Origin of the sequence: Allobosea sp. 117 (assembly GCF_000702305.1) — a bacterium.
Taxonomy (GTDB): domain Bacteria; phylum Pseudomonadota; class Alphaproteobacteria; order Rhizobiales; family Xanthobacteraceae; genus Ancylobacter.
This window is the reverse complement of sequence record NZ_JNLC01000011.1, coordinates 417,488-433,994: the sequence shown is the minus strand read 5'-3', so window position 1 is coordinate 433,994 and position 16,507 is coordinate 417,488. Positions and strand designations below refer to the sequence as shown.

General features: G+C 66.8%; 14 protein-coding genes, 1 tRNA gene and 1 pseudogene. 8 read left to right on the top strand and 8 right to left on the bottom strand.

The window, feature by feature from the left end; translation table 11 throughout:
* Window positions 1-31 precede the first annotated feature (31 nt).
* The 4 genes from U742_RS0108770 to U742_RS0108755 all read right to left on the bottom strand — a co-directional run bounded on the left by U742_RS0108770 (window position 32) and on the right by U742_RS0108755 (window position 4,217).
* Window positions 32-1,564 (bottom strand): tripartite tricarboxylate transporter permease, encoded by a 1,533-nt coding sequence (locus U742_RS0108770; protein WP_029352120.1) that lies wholly within the window; start codon window positions 1,562-1,564, stop codon window positions 32-34.
* A gap of 48 nt (window positions 1,565-1,612) precedes the next feature.
* Window positions 1,613-2,083 (bottom strand): tripartite tricarboxylate transporter TctB family protein, encoded by a 471-nt coding sequence (locus U742_RS0108765; protein WP_081852905.1) that lies wholly within the window; start codon window positions 2,081-2,083, stop codon window positions 1,613-1,615.
* Between the two features lie 205 nt (window positions 2,084-2,288).
* Entirely contained in the window at window positions 2,289-3,101 is an 813-nt protein-coding gene (locus tag U742_RS0108760; RefSeq protein ID WP_081852904.1) for a phosphosulfolactate synthase, read from the bottom strand.
* Between the two features lie 81 nt (window positions 3,102-3,182).
* Complete coding sequence (locus tag U742_RS0108755; RefSeq protein ID WP_051660962.1) at window positions 3,183-4,217, bottom strand: YeiH family protein; 1,035 nt, start codon at window positions 4,215-4,217, stop codon at window positions 3,183-3,185.
* A gap of 278 nt (window positions 4,218-4,495) precedes the next feature.
* Between U742_RS0108755 and U742_RS0108750 the strand changes: the two genes are divergently transcribed.
* From U742_RS0108750 to U742_RS23530, 5 genes and pseudogenes are all read left to right on the top strand, one after another.
* Window positions 4,496-5,575: an AbrB family transcriptional regulator gene (locus tag U742_RS0108750; protein ID WP_197028215.1), complete on the top strand. Its 1,080-nt coding sequence runs from the start codon at window positions 4,496-4,498 to the stop codon at window positions 5,573-5,575.
* 150 nt (window positions 5,576-5,725) lie between these two features.
* Window positions 5,726-6,811 carry an Ldh family oxidoreductase gene (locus U742_RS0108745; protein WP_029352110.1) on the top strand — a complete coding sequence of 362 codons (1,086 nt, stop codon included), beginning with the start codon at window positions 5,726-5,728 and terminating at the stop codon, window positions 6,809-6,811.
* A gap of 19 nt (window positions 6,812-6,830) precedes the next feature.
* Entirely contained in the window at window positions 6,831-8,339 is a 1,509-nt protein-coding gene (locus U742_RS0108740; protein ID WP_029352108.1) for an MmgE/PrpD family protein, read from the top strand.
* A 32-nt stretch (window positions 8,340-8,371) separates the two neighbouring features.
* Window positions 8,372-9,748 (top strand): MmgE/PrpD family protein, encoded by a 1,377-nt coding sequence (locus U742_RS0108735; RefSeq protein ID WP_051660960.1) that lies wholly within the window; start codon window positions 8,372-8,374, stop codon window positions 9,746-9,748.
* A gap of 238 nt (window positions 9,749-9,986) precedes the next feature.
* Window positions 9,987-10,115 (top strand): annotated as a pseudogene (locus U742_RS23530) (ATP-binding protein); the annotation flags it as partial.
* Between the two features lie 88 nt (window positions 10,116-10,203).
* Here the strand turns inward: U742_RS23530 and U742_RS0108725 are convergent.
* The 3 genes from U742_RS0108725 to U742_RS0108715 all read right to left on the bottom strand — a co-directional run bounded on the left by U742_RS0108725 (window position 10,204) and on the right by U742_RS0108715 (window position 12,730).
* Window positions 10,204-10,815, bottom strand: a complete 612-nt coding sequence (locus U742_RS0108725) for an IMPACT family protein (protein WP_038360921.1) — start codon at window positions 10,813-10,815, stop codon at window positions 10,204-10,206.
* Between the two features lie 245 nt (window positions 10,816-11,060).
* Window positions 11,061-11,486: a GFA family protein gene (locus U742_RS0108720; protein WP_029352101.1), complete on the bottom strand. Its 426-nt coding sequence runs from the start codon at window positions 11,484-11,486 to the stop codon at window positions 11,061-11,063.
* A gap of 56 nt (window positions 11,487-11,542) precedes the next feature.
* Window positions 11,543-12,730, bottom strand: a complete 1,188-nt coding sequence (locus tag U742_RS0108715; RefSeq protein ID WP_029352100.1) for an MFS transporter — start codon at window positions 12,728-12,730, stop codon at window positions 11,543-11,545.
* 91 nt (window positions 12,731-12,821) lie between these two features.
* Between U742_RS0108715 and U742_RS0108710 the strand changes: the two genes are divergently transcribed.
* Window positions 12,822-13,751, top strand: a complete 930-nt coding sequence (locus U742_RS0108710) for a LysR substrate-binding domain-containing protein (protein ID WP_029352099.1) — start codon at window positions 12,822-12,824, stop codon at window positions 13,749-13,751.
* A 274-nt stretch (window positions 13,752-14,025) separates the two neighbouring features.
* On the opposite strand, the gene U742_RS0108705 is transcribed toward U742_RS0108710, so the two are convergent.
* Window positions 14,026-14,100 (bottom strand) — tRNA-Gly (locus U742_RS0108705).
* A gap of 384 nt (window positions 14,101-14,484) precedes the next feature.
* On the opposite strand from U742_RS0108705, the gene aguB reads away from it, so the two are divergent.
* Entirely contained in the window at window positions 14,485-15,381 is an 897-nt protein-coding gene (gene aguB / locus U742_RS0108700) for an N-carbamoylputrescine amidase (RefSeq protein WP_029352097.1), read from the top strand.
* Complete coding sequence (aguA, locus tag U742_RS0108695; protein ID WP_029352095.1) at window positions 15,378-16,487, top strand: agmatine deiminase; 1,110 nt, start codon at window positions 15,378-15,380, stop codon at window positions 16,485-16,487. The genes aguB and aguA overlap by 4 nt, the downstream gene beginning before the upstream one ends.
* Window positions 16,488-16,507 lie beyond the last annotated feature (20 nt).

Here is a 16,507-nt window from a genome sequence, read left to right as displayed (position 1 = left end):
CGTTTCGGGCCTGTTGTCTGTCGGAGAAGGTTCACTGCTGGGCCTTCACCGGGTCTCCGATCCTCCGGTTCCGGTAGTTGCGCAGCAGCTGGAGCGCCGGCCGGGCGCCGAGCGTCAGGAACAGCAGGAGCCACAGGAACAGGGTGAGCGGGCGCTCGAAGAACAGTTCCGGGGTGCCGCCGCCGAGGCGCAGCGTGCGCAGAAGGTTCTCCTCGAACATCGGTCCGAGAATGATGCCCAGCAGCAGTGCGATCGGCGGGTAGCCATACGACTTCATGAAGAAGCCGATGATGCCGAAGAGGACCATCACGCCCATGTCGAAGATGTACTGGTTCTGCGAGAAGCTGCCGATCAGCGCGGCCACCATGATGACCGGGACCATGGTGTTGACGGGGAGGAACGCCAGCCGGTAGGCGAAGGTCGCCAGCAGCCCGCCCATCACCACAAGCAGGCCGGCGGAGACGAACTGCGACCAGATGATCGCATAGGCGACGCTCGCTCCCTCCGCCGTGCTCAGCAGGCGCGGCCCAACCTCCAGGCCGTGATAGGCCATGATGACCAGCAGCACCGCCGCCGCCGAGCTGCCGGGGATGCCGAGCGTGATCAGCGGCACGATGGAGCCGCCGACATCGGCATTGTTCGCGGTGTCGCCCGCGATCAGGCCGTTGGGCGAGCCCTTGCCGAACTGCTTCTTGGCCTCGGGCGAGGCCCAGGACAGCGCCTGCTGATAGGACAGGAAGGTCGAGACGGTACCGCCGGCACCGGGGACGATGCCGATGATGATGCCGGTCAGGGAGGAGCGCAGCAGGTCGAAGGGGTAGCGGAAAGTCTCGCGCATGCCCGCGAGCACGCCCTTCAGCCCGACCTCGCGAGCCTGGGAGACGCGGTTAACGGTGATTCCGCCCTCGATCATCTTGAGCAGCTCGGAGAAGCCGAGCAGACCGATCAGACAGGGGATGATCGGCAGGCCGTCGAACAGGTAGACCAAGTCGAACGTGCCGCGGAACGTGCCCCACATCGGGTCGGTGCCGGTCGTCGACAGCAGCATGCCGGCAAAGCCCATCATCAGGCCCTTGGCAAGGCCGCCGGACGATACCTGGGCGATGGCGGCGAGGCCGAACAGCACGATGATGCAGATTTCCGGGTAGCTGAAGCGCAGCGCGATCGCCCCCAGCGTGGGCGCGGCGACCAGCGAGGCCAGGCCGCCGAGCACTGCGCCGATGGTCGAGCCCATGACGCACATGCCGAGCGCCTTGGCGCCATCGCCCCTGAGCGTCATCTGGTAACCTTCGAGCGCGGTGACCGCGGCCGAGGCGTCGCCGGGGATGTTCAGCACGACCGCGGGGAAGGCGTTGCCCACCTCGCCGCCGGCATAGAGGCTCATCGCAAAGACGAGGCCCATCTCGGGTGACATGGCGAGCAGCACGGGCAGCAGGATGGCCAGCATGCCGCTCTTGTTGAGGCCCGGCACCGCGCCGAAGGTCATGCCGATGAAGACGCCGATCGGCACCACCCACATGACGCCCAGGAGCATGAGCAGGCCGTCGTAAGCACCGTTCATCATGGTTGTCGAACTCCGTCCCTGACAGGATTTCGTTGATGGCTTCGGGCCTCAGAGAATTCCCTCGAGGATTCCCGCCGGCAGCGGCAGCTGAAGCTCCTTGACGAGTCCGAAATGGACGACGGCGACCATGCCCACGGAGATCGCGAGGATGGCGGGAACCGAGCGGACGCCGAGCAGCAGCAGGGCAGCCACCAGCATGACGAAGAAGGTGATGGCGTAGCCGATGACCGGTATGAGAAGGACGGCGAGCGCCATCATCGCGACGATGGCGATGAGTTGCACATAGTGCCAGCGCGGAGCCGGCTCGTGCGGCAGATCGTCGGCTTCGCCCTCGTCGGCGCCCATGGCGAGACGCGCGAGCACGATCAGCGCGCAGAGGATGGCCACGCCGCCCAACAGCAGGGCGTAGTTCTGGCTGCTCTCGCGATAGGAGCCGAGATATTGCTCGGCGATCATATAGCCAGAGTATCCAATTACCAAAATGGGTATGATAAGCGGACCGAGACGGCTCAGAAGCATTGGTTTCCTCCCACTTGCCGCGGCGGTTTTTTGCCGTCGGCCCTTCAGGCCTCATCATTCAGATTTCAGCCATCGAAAGCTTATTTTTTCTGACAAAATCTAACTTAAGCCTCGCGAATTGCAAGCTTTCACCGGGCTCAAATCTGGTATTTCACGGTGGAGGCGTGCCGCTTGGCGGGCACGCCTCCGTGTTCTCCGGATCAATTCACTGTGCGGGAACGCGCTGATTGACCTTGTCGATCAGATAATCGTACCCGCCCTCCCGGCTCAGCGTGCGGCGGGTGGGCTCGAGCTTCGGGATGACGTCCTTGTCGAGGTTGGGCCCGAGGTTGACGTCCGGGCCGAAGGTGCGGAACAGCCACACCTGGTGGGCCTGGGCCTCCGCCTCGAAGACCAGTTTTTCCAGGCCGACCTCCTTGGCGAGCTTCACGAGCTGCTCTGCTTCCGGCTGATCCGCCTTCGGGCCGAGGCAGATCTCGATCTGCGACCGCTCAAGGATGCACAGGTCGCAGCCTTCGCTGATCAGCGTGTTCATCTCTTTGGCGGCCATGTCCGCGTCGAACTTGTCTTCCGGATATTTGTCGCCGACCTCGAACATCACCTTGAGCCCTGCGCTCTTGGCCATGCGGACATATTTCACCTTCTCGTCCAGCGAGAGAGGGATGATGTTTTCCGAGCATTCGACGGCGGTGAAGCCCATCTCGACCAGCTTGTCGAAGGTCTTCTCGACGGAATTGCTGAGATAGGCCATCTCGAACACGATCCCGCCGGGGTTCACGTCGATGTCGTGGTCCCGATAGAGCTTGATCTTGCGGCGCACCAGATCGTCCGGGCTCTCCGTCATCAGCAGCACGAAGAGGTGGCGGATCTTGATGTAGTCGATGAATTCGCCGACCGCCTCCATCCAGCTGGCCGCCTCGGCGTAGCCGAAGCCGAGGTCGCGGGCCAAGGTCAGCCCCCGCATGCGCGGCTTTTGGCTACGCTCCGGTATGTCGACGAAGCTAAATGCCCTGCTCATGTCTTTCCTCCACGATGCTCTTGTTAGAGTTCAGAATCGAAGTGATGCCGTCTGCCGAGAGGCTGGCCGCGCGAGGGCGTGTCAGAACACGCCGACAAGCATGGCCGCGAGGAGCCCCCCGGCAAGGAGCGCGCTGTTGAGCAGGACGAGCAGCACGACCCGCCCTCCCACCGTTCGGATGCTCGCGATCGAGGTGTTCATGCCAATCGCGGCGATGGCGACGAGGAGCAGCCAGTTGGAGGCGCCAACCAGCCCGTTCCGGAACAAGGGCGGCAGTTCGACCACCGAGTTGAGGACGACCAGCAGGGCGAAGACCACCACGAACCACGGGATGCCGATGCTGCGCAGGGACGGCTTGCCGCCGCCGCCGACCATCAGCGAGATGACCACCACGATCGGGGCCAGCAGGGCGACGCGGTAGAGCTTGGTCAGCGCGGCGAGATCGCCCGCCGGCTCCGAGAAGGTGTAGCCAGCACCCACCGCCTGCGGCACGTTGTGGATCGAGCCGCCGAGGAAGACGCCGGCTTCAAGGTCGCTCAGGCCGAGGCCGCCCGCGATGGCCGGGTAGGCGATCATCGCGATGGCGCTCAGCACGACGACCGTGATGACGACCAGTGCCGTGTCCCGCTCGAGATCGCCGTCCTTCCGGAACACCGAAGCGGCCGCCACCGCCGCCGAGGCGCCGCATATGGCGGTGCCGCAGCCGGCTAGCACGCCGAGCCGCGCGCTGAGCCCGAGCAGCCTGGCAGCATACCAGCTGAAGGCCATCGTCGCCGTCATGGCGGCCGCCACGACCAGGGCCGGCTTCCAGCCGAGCGCCATCACGTCGCCGAAGGTCAGCCGTGCGCCCAGAAGCGCCACGCCGGCGGCCAGCAGATGTTTGGCCGAGAAGACCACGCCGGGCTTCGCCGCCACGTCGGCGGACAGGAAATTGAGCAGCAGGCCGCAGACGAGCGCGATCATCAGCGAGGGCCCGGCGCCGACGTCCTCGAGGAATTTCGATGCCAGCGCGACGATCAGAGCGACCGCGACCCCCGGAAAATAGCGCGGAACGACTGAGAGCAGAGTGTCGTCCGACGTCAGTCCGTGGTTCGCCGCCGCCGATTTCACGTCCATGGATTCCTCGCTCTTTCAGTGCTGCTCACGATTTTCGTCGCGTGTCCGGAGCGCGCGATCCGCCTCGGCGGCGGCGCCCGCGGCGCTGGTTGACGGTACTTTTAACGCGACGATTCATTTCTGTCAGCATAATTATGTTTCATACAACAAAATATCACACGCGTGATCACTCGCTCCCCGCCTATCTGGTCGCGCCGATCTCATCGTGTGGGGTACTTTTTGAGTCTTTCATTTCTGCTAATGATACCATATTTCATTCTTATAAACGGAGCATGCGCGTGACCGAGCTGAGCGAGGCAGTGGCGAACCAGACATCGGCCCCCGGCCACGTCGTCGTGCTCCGCACCCTGATGGCGGCCTCGGCAGGCGGGTGGCTGTTCAGCCATTTCCACGTTCCGCTGGGCTGGCTCCTCGGCGCGCTGTTCGCGACGATCGTCGGCACCCGTCTGTTCAGCGCCGTCCACATTCCGCGGCTGATGCGCGATCTCGTCTCGCCGGTGCTCGGCGTCCTTGTCGGCAGTTCGTTCACGCCCGCGCTTCTGAGACAGATCGGACAATGGCCGCTGCCCGTCGCGGTCACGCTCGGCTATGCCGCGCTGATCAGCGTGCTGGGCTTCCTCTATTTCCGCCGCGTGGCGCGGCTGGACGTCATGACCGCGCTTTTCGCCGGCCTGCCCGGCGGGCTTTCCGAGATGACGCTTCTCGGGGTCGCACTCGGGGCGCGGGCCAACGTCCTCGCCGTGGTCCATTCGCTGCGGATCGTGATGATCGTGGTCATCATGCCGTTCATCATCGGCTTCATGGCACGGCCGATGCCGGGCGCCGCCTTCGCCGGCAAACCGCCCCTCGAGACGATCGATATCGTCCTGCTGGTCGCGTGCGGCGTCGGCGGCTTCGCCCTGTCGCGCGCGGTGCGGATGCCGGCGGGAGCGCTGCTCCTGCCGCTGGGGCTGAGTGCCACCGTGCATCTGGCGGGAGTGACGGGCGGCGCGCCCCCGCTGTGGATCGTGGCGCCGGCCCAGATCGTCGTCGGCGCCTATATCGGGGTGCGGTTCGTGGGCATGGCCTTCCGCCATGTGCTGCCGATGGTCGGGCACGGCGTCACCTGGGGCTTCATCATGATCGGCACCGCGGTGGGCCTGGCGATCCTCACCAGCCGCGTCTTCGAGGGAGTGGAGCGGCTGCCGCTCTTGCTGGCACTCTCGCCGGGAGGAATGTCGGAGATGTCGCTGCTCACGCTCTCGGTCGGCGTCGACGTCGCCTTCGTCATCACCTGCCACATGATGCGAATCGTCATCGTCTTCCTGTGCGCGCCGGCGATCGCCCGGCTGGTCGCCACCCGCTGTAACCGGAGCTGACATGACACCCAGCCGAGGCCCCCGCGCCGACTCGGACATTCCCCAACGTCAACAACAAGATATCCGGGAGGAAGCCTTGCTCTTGACCAACATGGCCTGCACAGGGACCCACGCTACGGCTTCGTGCCGTCGCGCGGGCGGGCGACGCCCATGACCGCGCCGCTCCCTTATTCCGCGCATGATCTCGAGACCTTCTCGGCGCGGGTCTTCCGCCATTACGGCCTCGGCGAGGACCACGCGGCGACGGCGGCGAGGGCCCTCGTCTTCGCCAATCTCAGGGGGCTCGATACCCATGGCGTGGCCCGTCTGTCGGGCTATGCCGGGCGCTTCGAGCGGGATTTGGTCGATCCGCGGCCGCCGATGACGCTGGAAACGCGCTTCGGCTGGAGCGCCAGCGTGGACGGTGCCAACGGCATGGGCCCGGTGGTCGGCCAGTATGCGATGGACGAAGCTCTGGCGCGGGCCGAGGCCCATGGCATCGGTGTCGTGACCGCACGCCGCAGCAATCACTTCGGCGCGGCCTCGTTCTTTGCCGTGCAGGGCGTGCCGCACGGCTGCATCACCATGGTGATGTCCCCCGCCTCGCGATCGCTGGCGCCGTTCGGCAGCCGCGAGCCGCTTTTCGGTACCAATCCGTTCGCGGTCGCCTGCCCGGCCGGTCGCCACGCGGCCTGGTCCATGGACATGGCGACGAGTGTGGCGGCACGCGGGCATATCCGGCTGGCCGCGCGCCATGGCCGGCCAATCCCGGAAGGCTGGGCGCTCGATGCCGAAGGCCACCCCACGACCAATGCCGAACGCGCGCTGGAAGGCGTCATGCTGCCCTTCGCCGGCGCGAAGGGCTCGGCCATCGCGATGATGATCGACATTCTCGGCGGCGTGCTCTCAGGCTCGGCCTTCGGCGGCGACATTCGCGACATGACCCGCGATTTCGAGGCGCCGCAGGACGTCGGGCATTTCTTCCTCGCCTTCAAGATCGATGCGTTCATGCCGCTTGCCGCCTTCAACGGGCGCATGGAAACCGAGATCGCGCGGCTGAAGGCGCTGCCGCCCGCGGCTGGACATGACGAGGTCCTCTATCCCGGCGAGCTCGAGGCGCGCACCGCGACGAGGAGATGGTCCGAAGGCATCCCGATCTCGCCGGAAGTGCTGGAGTCGCTGAAGGCCGTGGCTGGCCGTGCCGGCGTGGCGCTGCCGGTCCCGCTCGCGAGCGGCCCGGCGACTTCCGTTTCGTGACAAGCTCGGAGTATCGACGATGATCGATCATGAAGTCCGGGTATGGCCGTCGAAGACGCCGTTGCCCGCCGAGAAACAGCTCGCCTACAAGCTGGCGCAACTCGCCTGCGATCCGGTTCCGCTCGATGCGGACGTGACCGGCATGGTGATCAACCGGCTCATCGACAATATGGGCGTGGCGATTGCCGCGCTGGGCCGGCATCCGGTCCAGGCCGCCTATGCCCAGGCGCTCGCCCATCCACGCCCGGGCGGCGCGGTGCTGTTCGGCTCGTCCGGCGACCGGCTCTGCGCGGCGGAATGGGTCGGCTGGGCGAACGCGGTCGCGGTGCGCGAACTCGATTATCACGACAGCTTCTTCGACGTGGAGTTCGCCCATCCCGGCGACTGCATCTCGCCGATCCTGGCGGTCGCCCAGCAGATGGGCTGCAACGGCGTCGACCTCGCGGCCACCATCGCGACCTCCTACGAGATTCAGGTCGACCTGTGCAAAGGCATTCCCCTCAACGCCCATCACATCGACCATGTCGGCCATCTCGCGCCCGCCGTCGCCGGTGCGCTCGGCCGGCTGCTGCGTCTACCGGTCGAGGTCGTCTATCAGGCGATCCAGCAGGCGGTTCACACCTCCTACGCCACCCGCCAGTCGCGCCGCGGCATGATTTCGAGCTGGAAGGCCTATGCCTGCGCCCATGCCGGCAAGCTCGCCGTCGAGGCGGTGGACCGCGCCATGCGCGGCGAGGCCTCGCCCTCACCGATCTACGAGGGAGAGGCGAGCGTGATCGCCAGCATGCTGGACGGACCAGAGGCGCGCTACACGGTGCCGCTGCCGGCGCCGGGTGAGCCCAAGCGCGCGATCATGGAAACCTTCACCAAGGAGCACTCGGCCGCCTATCACGGCCAGCCGCTGATCGACCTCGCCTTCCGCATGAGGCCCGGCATTCCCGACGTGGATGCTGTCGAGAGCATCCGCATCTTCACCAAGCACATGACCCACCGTACCACCGGGACGGGGACCGGCGACCCCCAGCGCATGGATCCCCATGCCAGCCGCGAGACGCTCGACCACAGCGTGATGTTCATGTTTGCCGTGGCGTTACAGGATGGAAGCTGGGACCACCATGCCAGCTACGCGCCCGAGCGGGTGCGTCGGCCGGATACGGTCGCGCTCTGGCACAAGATCGAGACGGTGGAGGATCCCGAGTGGAACCGCCGCTACGACGAGGTGCCGGGCATCGAGCGAGCCCATGGCGGGCGGGCTGAAATCCTGCTGAAGGACGGCACCCGGATCGTCGACGAGATCCATACCGCCAATGCGCATCCGGCTGGCAAGTGTCCGTTCGCACGCGTCGATTATATCCGCAAGTTCGAAACCTTGGCCTTGCAGAGCACCGAGGCCGCCGAGCGGCGGCGCTTCCTCGATCTGGTGCAGCGCCTGCCGGAACTGGAGCCGGCGCAGCTTCGTGCGGTCAACCTTGCCGCACCCGGCGCCTTCGCCGAGATGGTGCGCGGCGCAAAGTCCGGAATCTTCTGAATTCAACAACACACAATGTCTGGGAGGACGCAATGACGGTGCATGCCAAGGAACCGATCTCGGTCGTGATGAACGACCTCAGCACGTATATTCACGAGGCCCTCGATCGCAGCATCCCCGAGGAGGTGCTGGAAAAGGGGCGTCATCACCTGCTCGACACCGTCGCCGCCATCGTCTCCGGTTCCCGGCTGCTCGCCGGCGAGGCCGCGATCCGCTATGCGGCGACCCTGGGCGGCACGCCGAGCTGCACCGTGATCGGCAGCACCCTGCTGACCAATGCGGTCTACGCCGCCTTCGCCAACGGCATGTCGGCCCATGCCGACGAGACCGATGATTCCCATCTGGGTGGACGCTTCCACCCCGGCTGCGGCGTCATCCCCTCGGCGCTGGCGGCGGCGGAGATCGCCGGTCGCAGCGGCGTGGACCTGCTGAAGGCGGTCATCCTCGGCTATGACGTCGGCGTGCGCGCCAACCTGTCCATGGGCCCGCGCAAGCTCTATGCCGGCGGCCACAGCACCCACAGCGTGGGCACCCTGTTCGGCGGTTCCGCCGCGGCCGCCGCGCTCATGCGACACACGCCGCAGCAGGTACGCTACCAGCTCTCCTACACGGTCCAGCAGGCGTCGGGCGTGCAGTGCTGGGCGCGCGACGACCTGCACGTCGAGAAGTCGTTCGACTTCGCCGGCATGACCGCCCGCAACGCAATGTCGGCAGCGACCATGGTCTCGGCCGGCTTCACCGGCGTCGACGACGCGCTCTCGGGCCACAATAATTTCTTCTCTGCCTTCTCGAACGACCCCCGGCCGGAGGAATTCTCCTCGGGACTCGGTAGCCGCTACGAGATCATGGAGGCCAGCATCAAGAAATGGTGCGTGGGGTCGCCCATTCAGGGCGCGATGGACGCGGTGACCGCGTTGATGGCCGAGCACGGGATTACCGCCGGGACGGTCGAGAAGGTTGTGGTGGAACTGCCCGACGACCGCGCCAGCCTCGTCGACAATCGCACCATGCCGAACATCAATGTCCAGCACCTGATAGCGCTTCTGCTCGTCGACGGCGCGCTCGGATTCGACAGCGCGCACAGCCATGAGCGCATGGTGGACCCCGCCGTGGCGGCGATGCGCCGGAAGATCCAGCTCGTCGCCAATCCCGAGCTGACTACGGCGCTGCCGCCGCGCCAGGTCATCATCCACATCCGTACCGCCGACGGGCGCGAATTCACCCATCGCACCCATGCGGTGAAGGGCACGCCCGCCAATCCCATGTCCCGCGCGGAAGTGGTGGAAAAGGCGCTTGATCTGATCGGCCCGATTCTCGGCGGCGACAAGGGGCAGGCCTTGGTGGACGCTCTCGTCGGCATCGAGCGCATCGGCAATGTCCTCGATCTCAGGCCGCTCCTGCAGGCCTGAGCGCGCCTTCCTCCGTCGAGGCGACGCGGGCCGGCCTTTCCGGTCCGCCCCGCGCCGCCGGGCTATTCAGCGGGGCGTTCTCCCCGACGAATGCAACGACCTTCGTTGCGTTGAGCCCGTACCAAGGTGGTGAGCGCCAGCACGAGGCTGTTGCAGGCAATGCCAGAGAATGGCGCGATATGTGTCGCCAGCGCCTCGACCCAATGCCAGCGACCGCGCATATCCGCTCGCGGCCGCCGGCTTCGACTTCGCCAGCAGCGAGGTCCATGAGGCGCCCGTGTGCCAGCTCCTTCGCCGCGAGTTCCATGACGACGCGCCCAACGTCGTCCTGATCGGCGGGCCGGGCACCGGCAAGACCCACGTCGCCTATCGGCCGATAGATCTGTGTGGAGGCAGATCCACCATTTCGTAGCCGTTGTCGACGAGCTGCATATTACTCGGGCCTATTGTCATGACTATTCGTTCCATCGGATCATCGAGCGTCCGCTGGTCAGATTCGTAAGCAGCCGGCCCACGGCATCTGCTTCCGATTTCGGCGCTGACACCGACAGGATCGCGCCGCTGTCCGTGAAAGCCTGAACCCCCACCTGAACGTCGGGGAGCGCGCCCAACCTTGCCTGGGCCAGCGTCAAATCACTGAACCCGCATGTGGCCGTCCCGGAGACGGTCTCGATGAGCGGCGCCTTCTCGGCTTCGCGCAAGCATAGGGCCGCCGTTCCGCCATAGGCACGGATCAGGCCGCCGCTACCCAGAAGGACGCCACCGAACCAGCGTGTCACGACAACCGCGACGCCATCGAGGCCCTGCCCGTCGATTGCTGAAAGTATCGGCTTGCCGGCGGTTCCGCCGGGTTCCCCGTCGTCGTTGAAGCGGTAGTTCTGTCCCAAGCGCCATGCCCAGCAATTGTGATTGGCTGCCGGATCCGACTGTGCAGCGATGAAGTCTTTCGCTGCCGCCTCGTCCGCGACGGGACCAGCGACCGCAATGAAGCGGCTCTTCCTGATCTCTTGCTCGCGTATAGCGAGTTCAACGAGGGTAAGGCGTGCGACCATACGCTCGTCTATCATGGCCTCAGTCCCCGATCTCCTCCGGCCCGAGAGTTGAGTCCTGAGTTTCGTTGATCGAGCCCGTGTGCTGAATCACCAGAAGCGGGCATTCGCCACGAAAGCCAGGAATGCCCGCTTCCCGGCTGGGAACTAACATCAGCTGTTAGCGCGCAACGACAACGGCGGCTGAACCGATTATGGCAAACGGAGACAAAGGCGGAGCCGGCACCTTTTTGCCGACCAGGCGTTTTTGAGATCCGTGGCGGTCAGCTTGCCGGAGTGAAGCGGAGGGTGCCGGCTCGCTGCGGTGGCTTGCCGGTGTCGTTCGTGTGGTTGACACCGTCGATGACGGGCACCTCGGCGAAATCGAACGGGCTTACTCCGTCGAGGCAAGCGACGTTTACGGCGTACAGCTTCTGATTGGATCGTCGCTGATGGTGCGTATAGATCCCGCAGCGAGAACAGAAAAAGTGCTGCACTGATGCGGTGTGGAACCGGTAGGTCGTCAGCACCTCCGCGCCCTCGACGATCCGGATCCCGCCCATTTCGGCCATCACGACGATCGCACCGCGCATCCGGCAATAAGAGCAGGTACAGCGTCGGATTGAGTTGAAGCCGTCGCTGAGCGTCACCTCGAAGCGCACCGCACCGCAATGGCACTGACCAGCACGGGCAATTTTATCGCTTGCCATGTCGTTCCTTGTCGAATTCTCACGCGGCGTGGGCATGTAGGCGCGACGGCCACCGCTCACCGCCTCGTCAGTTTCGGACCGAGGGCGAGCGCGAGCGGCAGGTTCGCCAGCGCGGCGGCGGCGGTCCCCAGCGTTGCGGCGACAGGGCCGGCCTGATCGCCCACCGCGCCGAACAGCAGCGGCGACAGCGCCCCCGAGCCGATCACTCCCGTATAGAAGATGGCGAAGGCGCGCTCGGTCCGGTCGGCCGGCGACAGCTCCGGCACGGTGCCGTAGAGCACCGAGGATGTGCCGTTCAGCGTGAGCCCAAGCAGCGGCAGGATGATGAGCAGCGGCAGGAGCGGCAGGACGGCGGCGAGCACGATCATGAGCGCCGTGAGCCCCTCGGTACAGAGGGTGACGCCGACAACACCCCAGCGCTGGGCGAGCCAGCCGCAGGCGAGCTTGCCCGCCGCGCCGCCCAGGAAGACAAAGGCGAGCGCCGTACCGATGAGCGGCTGCGAGGCGCCTTTCAGCTCCAGCAGAAACGGCAGGAAGGTGAGGAACCCCATGCGCACGCCGGTGTCGATCACGCCGATCGCCAGCAGCAGCGGGAAGCCGGTACCGCCGCGCCGTAGGGGCGCACGTCCCGAGGTGGCCGGAGGCGGCGCTGCTTCGATCCTGGGCATGGACAGGGCGAGCAGGGCGGCGACCGCGATCCCCGCCAGCGCGAGCAGCCACAGGGCCGACCGCCACGGCGCGAAGGACAGACCGAAGGATAGCGCGGCCGGAATGATGGCCTTGCCGAGGTCGCCGCTGAAATTATAGGTGCCGAGCGGCCCGCGCGCCGCGGCCCCATAGGCGCGCGACACCGCGCTGGAGGCGATCGGATGCTGGACGCTGGAGCCGGCGCCGGAGACGAGCAGCGCGGCATAGAGCCCCATTGCGCCGCCGCTGAAACCGGCGAGGGCATAGCCCGCCGCGGCAAGCACCGTCCCGAAGATCAGCACCGCCCGACCGCCGACGTGATCGGCGAGCCAGCTCGCCGGCACCTGCAGCGCGGCCATGGCTCCGGCATAGAGGCCGCGCAGCAGGGCTAGCGCGACATAATCGAGCCCGAACTCGGCCCGCCACACCGGAAGGAGCACGTAGATGGCGTCGGTGTAGCCGTCGTGCAGGGCGTGGGCGAGGCCGGCGAGGGTCAGAGTGCGCCGACGGGTCTGCGGCGCCTGCGACAGTGCCGGCGGACCGGCAGAAGGAGCGATGCTGGATGAATTTGTCACATCAATATGGTGCGCTTGCTAGAATGGAGGGCGCAAACGACTAATTCGGCCATCCGATGTCAGAAAAACTCACATGAACGGCCCCTCGAAAAACCGGCCTCTGCCGCCTCTCAATGCCATCCGCGCCTTCGAGGCGGCCGCACGCCGGTCGAGTTTCAAGGACGCCGCGGCGGAACTCGGCGTCACCCATGGCGCCGTCAGCCGGCAGATCCGGCTTCTGGAGGAATGGCTCGGCCCGCCGGTGCTGTTCCGCCGCCTGAGCCACGGGGTGGCCCTGACGGCGGAAGGCCGCGCGCTGCTCGGTGAAATCCAGCCCGCGCTCGAGCGCATCGCCCGGGCGGCCGCGGTCCACGGCCGGAAGGCCAGCGGCACGGTGGCGCTTCGGGTCAACGCGCTCGCCACCTTCAGCCTGCGCTGGCTGGTGCCGAAGCTCGGCCTGCTGCGGGAGGCGCATCCCGCGATCGAGATCGAGCTGACGACCGGCAATGAGCCGGTCGACGGGCTGGCCGGCGACTATGACCTGATCATCCGCGGCGGTCCGGACGCCTTCCACGGCTTCGAGGCCCGTCTGCTGCTACCGGAAAGGCGGCTCCCGGCCTGCAGCCCTGCCCTGCTGCGACGCCAACCGCTCAGCGAGGTGGGCGATCTCGCGCGGCACACGCTTCTCCATGTCGCCAGCATGCCGCGGCTCTGGCGCGACTGGCTGGCGAAGGCCGGGCACGACTCTCTGGAACCGGCGGCCACATTGACGCTGGACCACTTCTATCTCTCGATCCAGGCCGCCGTGGATGGCCTCGGCGTGGCGATGGCGCCGTCCGCCCTGATCGAGGACGACCTCAACGCCGGGCGGCTGATGGCTCCCTTTCCGCACATCTCGCTGCCGTCGCGCAGCTATTTCGCCTATACGCCACTCGACTCGCCGCTGCGCGCCGAAAGCGAGCGCGTATGCGCGTGGATCGAAGGCTTTGACAGCACGCCCCTGATGCAGATCGGTGAGCAGTAGTGATTGGCCACCGTCACGGCGTTGTTTGAATGTCCGCTATCCAGAGCGATCGGAACGGCCGCAATTGGCGCTACCCGACCGCCGCGGCAAGAGCGACCATCACGACAGAAACGCCTATACGGGATGGGACAGCAACGCCGACGACGCGCCACATTATCCGGCGGCCTTCGTCCAATCGCTTCCATTCTGCTTCCATATGCCCCGGAGGGCGGGCTTGGAAGCAGGTAGCGCCCGGCGAAACGCCTAATAACACTTTGATTTTTCTTGGGAAAATTGGAGCGGGCGATGGGATTCGAACCCACGACCCCAACCTTGGCAAGGTTGTGCTCTACCCCTGAGCTACACCCGCGCCGCTCCGTGTCCGGCGCCGCTTGCGGCAGCCATCGGACGGGCCGCTTCTATGCCTCAGGTCGAAACCGAATGCAACAGCCCGCCAGACGATAATTGCGCATGGCGCGTCCGACGTGCGGGACACGCCCGCGCGTCGTGCCGGGGGGCAGGAGCGCGGATGGCGGGAGCGCCGACGATCCGTCCACGGGCGGCATCCGGCCGTGGACGCAGCACTCGGACGATCGGCTCCGGCGCGCACGCCCTTGTGCTTCAATGCGGAATATGAGAGGCGGGGCGGGCCGGCGGGATCGCCGCGGGAGGCTCGCAGCCATGCGACACCCCGTGTCATCTCCCCGCGCCCATGAGCGGGCAGACTGGACCGGCAGGAAGCCGATCGGAGATCATCATGCGTCAAGTGACCGTCGCCGCCACGCAGATGCATTGCGACTGGGACCGCGCCGGCAACATCGCCCGCGCCGAGAAGCTGGTGCGCGCCGCGGCGGCGCAGGGCGCCGGGCTCATCCTGATCCAGGAGCTGTTCGAAACCCCCTATTTCTGCCAGGACCAGCACTATCCCTATCTCGAGCTCGCCGCGCCTTTCGAGGGCAACCCGCTCATCGCGCATTTTTCGGCGCTGGCGCGCGAGCTCGGCGTGGTGCTGCCGGTCAGCTTCTTCGAGCGCGCTGGCCAGGCTTGCTTCAACAGCCTCGCCATGGTCGATGCCGACGGCAGCGTGCTCGGCCTCTATCGCAAGAGCCACATTCCGGACGGGCCGGGCTACACCGAGAAGTTCTATTTCTCGCCCGGCGACACCGGCTTCCGGGTCTGGAACACTAAGGTCGGCACCATCGGCGTCGGCATCTGCTGGGACCAGTGGTTCCCGGAATGCGCGCGCGCCATGGCGCTGATGGGCGCCGAGATCCTGCTCTACCCGACCGCCATCGGCTCGGAGCCGCATGACGCGAGCCTCGATTCCTCCGGCCACTGGCAGCGGGTGATGCAGGGCCATGCCGGCGCCAACCTGATGCCGCTGGTCGCCTCGAACCGCATCGGCACCGAGGCGGGGCTCAACGGCACCGCCATGACCTTCTACGGTTCCTCCTTCATCGCCGACCAGACCGGTGCCAAGGTGGCGGAGGCGGACCGCGCGAACGAGGACGTGCTGACTGCCACCTTCGATCTCGACGCCATCGCCCATCAGCGCCGATCCTGGGGCGTGTTCCGCGACCGCCGGCCGAATCTCTACGGCGCGCTGCTCGGGCTCGACGGCCGGCACCCCTCGGCGGGAGGCGCCGCATGAGCACGTCCGTCTTCGCCGACCCGCTGCCGGGCACCCCGGCCGCCGACGGCTTCCGCATGCCGGCGGAATGGGAGCGCCATGCCGGGTGCTGGATGATCTGGCCGCAGCGCGAGGACAACTGGCGCGGCAAGGCCGAGCCCGGTCAGGCCGCCTATGCGGCGGTCGCCTCGACCATCGCGCGCTTCGAGCCGCTCACCATGCTGGTGCCGCCGGAGGAGATGGAGAACGCCCGCCGGCAGCTCGGCCCGGATGTGCGCCTGCTGCCCGCGCCCTCCGACGATTCCTGGTGCCGCGACTGCGGGCCGACCTTCGTGACCGATGCGAGGGGCCGGCTGCGCGGCGTCGACTGGGATTTCAACGCCTGGGGCGGCCTCTACGAGCCCAGCGATTCCGACCGGCTGATCGCCGCCCGCGTGCTCGCCGATGTCGGCGCGCCGCGCTACCGCGCGCCGCTGGTGCTGGAGGGTGGCTCGATCCATGTCGACGGCGAGGGCACGGTGCTCACCACCGAGGAGTGCCTGCTGAACCCGAACCGCAATCCGGGCCTCACCAAGGCCGAGATAGAACGCCACCTCGCCGATTATCTCGGCACGACCAGCGTGATCTGGCTCGGCGCCGGCCTCGTCGACGACGAGACCGACGGGCATGTCGACAACCTCGCCTGCTTTGTGCGGCCGGGCATCGTCGCGCTGACCTGGTGCGACGATCCCGCCGACCGGCAATATGAAATCTCGCGCGACGCCTATGAGCGCCTCTCCAGAAGCCGCGACGCGCGGGGCCGCACGCTGGAGGTGGTCAAGCTGCCGCTTCCCGGCCCGCTCTATCGCACCGAGGACGAAGCCATCCCGCCGCTGCGCGGCGAGGAGCACGGCCTGCACCGCAAGGCCGGCGACCGGCTCGGCGCCTCCTATGTGAATTTCTACATCGGCAACGGGCTGGTGCTGATGCCGCAGCTCGATCCGAACCACGACGGCGAGGCGGCCGCGATCCTCGCCCGCCTCTTCCCGGACCGGCAGGTGGTCGGCCTGCCGACCCGCGAGATCCTGCTCGGCGGCGGCAACATCCACTGCATCACCCAGCAGCAGCCGGCCGGCACGCCGGGCTGACCGGCGTTCGGCGGCGGGGG